This window comes from Alkalihalobacillus bogoriensis ATCC BAA-922 (genome assembly GCF_000621445.1).
In the GTDB taxonomy this organism is placed as follows: Bacteria; Bacillota; Bacilli; order Bacillales; family Bacillaceae_F; genus Bacillus_AO; species Bacillus_AO bogoriense.
This window is the reverse complement of sequence record NZ_JHYI01000052.1, coordinates 1-3,453: the sequence shown is the minus strand read 5'-3', so window position 1 is coordinate 3,453 and position 3,453 is coordinate 1. Positions and strand designations below refer to the sequence as shown.

4 protein-coding genes are annotated in these 3,453 nt (G+C 26.6%); 2 read left to right on the top strand and 2 right to left on the bottom strand.

Going from position 1 to position 3,453, the window contains the following annotated elements; translation table 11 throughout:
• Together T323_RS29235 and T323_RS0115705 are read left to right on the top strand one after the other, a co-directional pair.
• Window positions 1–318, top strand: a 318-nt coding sequence (locus T323_RS29235) for a hypothetical protein (RefSeq protein ID WP_026674113.1), incomplete at its 5' end; no start/stop codon positions are given.
• Window positions 311–2,149 carry a Tle-like phospholipase domain-containing protein gene (locus tag T323_RS0115705; RefSeq protein WP_026674112.1) on the top strand — a complete coding sequence of 613 codons (1,839 nt, stop codon included), beginning with the start codon at window positions 311–313 and terminating at the stop codon, window positions 2,147–2,149. The genes T323_RS29235 and T323_RS0115705, both read left to right, overlap by 8 nt.
• Before the next feature lie 361 nt (window positions 2,150–2,510).
• On the opposite strand, the gene T323_RS0115700 is transcribed toward T323_RS0115705, so the two are convergent.
• Window positions 2,511–2,882, bottom strand: a complete 372-nt coding sequence (locus tag T323_RS0115700; protein ID WP_026674111.1) for a PBECR3 domain-containing polyvalent protein — start codon at window positions 2,880–2,882, stop codon at window positions 2,511–2,513.
• Window positions 2,879–3,082 carry a type II toxin-antitoxin system RelB/DinJ family antitoxin gene (locus tag T323_RS26935; RefSeq protein ID WP_051556567.1) on the bottom strand — a complete coding sequence of 68 codons (204 nt, stop codon included), beginning with the start codon at window positions 3,080–3,082 and terminating at the stop codon, window positions 2,879–2,881. The genes T323_RS0115700 and T323_RS26935 overlap by 4 nt, the downstream gene beginning before the upstream one ends.
• Between the last annotated feature and the right edge of the window lie 371 nt (window positions 3,083–3,453).

Here is a 3,453-nt window from a genome sequence, read left to right as displayed (position 1 = left end):
ATTTTATATAAGAAATATAATATAAATTGTGATATTAATATGTATTTAAGAGATAAGAAGTGTTTAACTTATGATGTAGTAAAAAATCATATATTTTATATTTTTAAAGATGAGCCACAAGTAAAAAAATATTTAAAGAAATATAAAAAGGAAAAAACATTGTCATCAAAAGAAATGGGGTATTTAATGGATTATTTTACTAAATATTTTAATGATGAGAATATTCCTAATATTTGGTTTCAAATGTATTATAAATATATAAAAAAACCAGAAGATGTTAATGTAATATTCCCAGAGGAGTTGAGAAATAATGGTTAGAGATGTAGAATATGCTTTTTTTTCTCAATTATCATATTTGAATTGGAATAATTTAGATTTAGATAAATTAAAAAAAGAGATTTCTTATCAAAATAAAGATTTTATTAATTTTTTAAAACTTAGTACAGTTTGGGATAAAATAAAGAGAGATGATATAGAGCCTGAAGTAATTAATGATATTTTAATGTATGATGAAAGAGATAAACGCCTTTTGGGAGTTTTTGGAATAGAAAAAGATAAAGATACAAAAGTAGAGTTAAAACCATATTATGATTTTAACGGCTGGCAGTTTATTTACAGTGCAGATAAAACAAAGCTGTTTGCTGATTATGGATATGGCAGAAATGTTTCTGACAATGGTTTTTATGCCTGTGCCTTTCAAAAAGAAAATGATGTTGTAATAGCTTACAGAGGAACAGACTTCAGCTTTAAACCTGAAGATATTAAGGGAACAATTAAAGATATGATACAAGATATTGAGTTGGGATTTATGAAAGAAAATGGATCACAACTAATCTGTGCCTATATGTTTTTAGAATATATAAAGAAAATGTGTAAAAAAGAAGAAGAAAAAATAAATATTCATATAACAGGGCATAGTTTAGGAGGGTGTTTGGCTCAATATGTCTATGTTGTCACAGGAAAGATATACCCTACAGTAACTTTTAATGCTTTAGGGCTTGGAAAAAGTAAAGATAAGATTAAAGAAGATTATTTATTTGGAGATGATATACAGGATTGTATAGCTGAAAACTCGGCTATAAATAAGAATTTAATAAAATTATTAGCTGTATGTCTTTGTATGAAAAATCCACATTTACTGCTTGGAGCTTCTTTATTAGTTGTTGCTAATAATTATTTACAGTCTTGTGAAGCAGAAGAAATTGAAGAAAATTTTATAAATGAGAATAATGAAGTTGCATTAAATGGCAGTGATGAAGAAGTTATAAAAGAAATTCAAGAGATATTAGAAGATGATGACCTAATAGCTTCAGCTCAAGTATATTGGTTATTAAAAGGAACTCAAGGAATGCAAAGAGTAAATAAAGCTGAAAATATAAAAGCTGAATCAGAAATAATAAATTATTATAATCATTTAGACTGGACTTCCTTAATAGCTCCAAGATATGGAAAATGTATAGATGTTTTAACAGGAAGTATTATTTTAAATGATATAGTTCCTGACACAAAAGAGTTTTTATTAAATCAAGATTTTAATATTACTTATCACGGAGTAAATGATTTTTTACTTTATATGGATGAAACTGGAAAAATAAGAGCTGGAGTATTTAATATAACTTTTACTAAAAATGCGATGAAAACAATGTTTTTGAAAATCTCTAAAGATGATGAGGCTAGACAAGAGAAATGGAAAAAACTTTATTTTTTAGAAGTCGGCACAAAAGATAAAACAAAGCAACAAAACCCTTTTAGATACTTTCATCAGATTTGTACTAAAACACCACAATTTGGACAAAAGGTATCAGAAGTAGAATTATCAAAAATTAAATATAAAATTCCTGCTAATGTAAGTTTATCTCGTGTTTTGTCAGAATATGTAGATTACAGATTAATTCCTGATGAGGAAAAGGAAAAAGCAAATGGAGAAATTGGACGATTTATAATAGGACAGTTATGCAATGTAAAAGAACTTGCAGGAATAAAAGGTGGAAAAACAGCAATAGTGGATAAATTAGGAGAAGATTCCGAAACAATGTTAGAAAAAGTATTGGAAGAAAAAGATAATACGAATACTACAAATAATAAACTTAATAAAGGATATAAAAATCTTAAATATGCTGTTAGATATCACGGTGGTGGAGAATATTAAGGAATACAGCTTTGTATTCCTTTTTTATTGGTTGAAATTCAATTTTGAGCCGTTTAAAAGCCGTTTTAGATGACTTAAAAAATTTTTTGGTATAAATCCTTACCGAAAACAAAAGAGTGCTTTAAAAATGATTTTGGAGGGGCTGATAAGTGGAAAATAAAAAAGATAAGGACTATAATATACCTTATCTTTTAATTTTTATAAAAAAAAAGACTTCCTATAAAAGCCTTTTTATGTGTTTTAATAAGACAGGTCGCCACTCCTGTATCTCCTAACTAGGGTGATAGCTGACTTTTCTATCCTCAAATTAAAACACTATATTTCTTACTAATATGATACAACAAACTTTGGTAAAAGTCAACTATAGATTTTCTACTCTATGATAATAACCTTGTGATACTTGATATTCAAACTTTGAAGAATTTAGAGAGTACAAAGTTCTTATAAAAAGAGTTTGATTTTTTGAAACTCTAATAGCAACTTTAACATAAGAATTACTTTCTTTACAAAAGAATTCTTTTATTAGTTCTAAGGACTCATCACGTGGATTTTTACCTATATAATCTGGAGAATTTACTATTTCTGATAAATATTGATAGTATGTCTCATAGTCTGAATAATGCTTATTTTTCATATGGAGAATATTTTGTTCTCCAATATAAACCATTTTATTATCTTTTAAACCGAAAAAATCAGCTACTTTTTGGTTAAAAATTCCTTTTAATTCTGTCATTTGCTTTTTTTACTCCTTTCAGATTTTTTCTCCTCTAAAGGTTCGGCTTCAATCTCAAAAGGAATTTTTCTTTCTTTTATTAATTTTTTTGCAAAGACAGTAAAAGCGGTACTTAAAGACATTCCCATTTCTTCACAAACTTGTTCTGCACTTTTCTTTAATTCTTGGTCTATTCTAAAACTAATTAAAATACGGCTCATATAAATCAGCTCCATTATAATTATGATGTCATTTAACATCATAATTATATCAAATGATTTTATAAAAGGCAAGTTTTTAAACATTAAAATTGAAAAGTAGAAAGAAGTATGAGATAATACCAATATAAATAATTGGGTCTTAGCACCTGTGAGATGATTAAAAGGACTTTGCGTCTGTGAAAGAAACGGAGAATGATAAATTCTCCGTTTTGTCATATAATATGCTTGAGGATTTTTAGTCCTTTTTATTTTTTATAGAATAGGTCTAAAAAATTCATTGATAATATAACGGCTCTATAGTATAATTTGGTTGAGGATTTTTAGTCCTTTTTATTTTTTTATAGAATAGGTAAAAAAAATATATTGATAAT

Bases quoted from the DNA above. Each gene is read 5' to 3' on its own strand.
- T323_RS0115705 (WP_026674112.1), top strand. From the start codon at position 311: ATGGTTAGAGATGTAGAATATGCTTTTTTTTCTCAATTATCATATTTG.
- T323_RS0115700 (WP_026674111.1), bottom strand. From the start codon at position 2,882: ATGACAGAATTAAAAGGAATTTTTAACCAAAAAGTAGCTGATTTTTTC.
- T323_RS26935 (WP_051556567.1), bottom strand. From the start codon at position 3,082: ATGAGCCGTATTTTAATTAGTTTTAGAATAGACCAAGAATTAAAGAAA.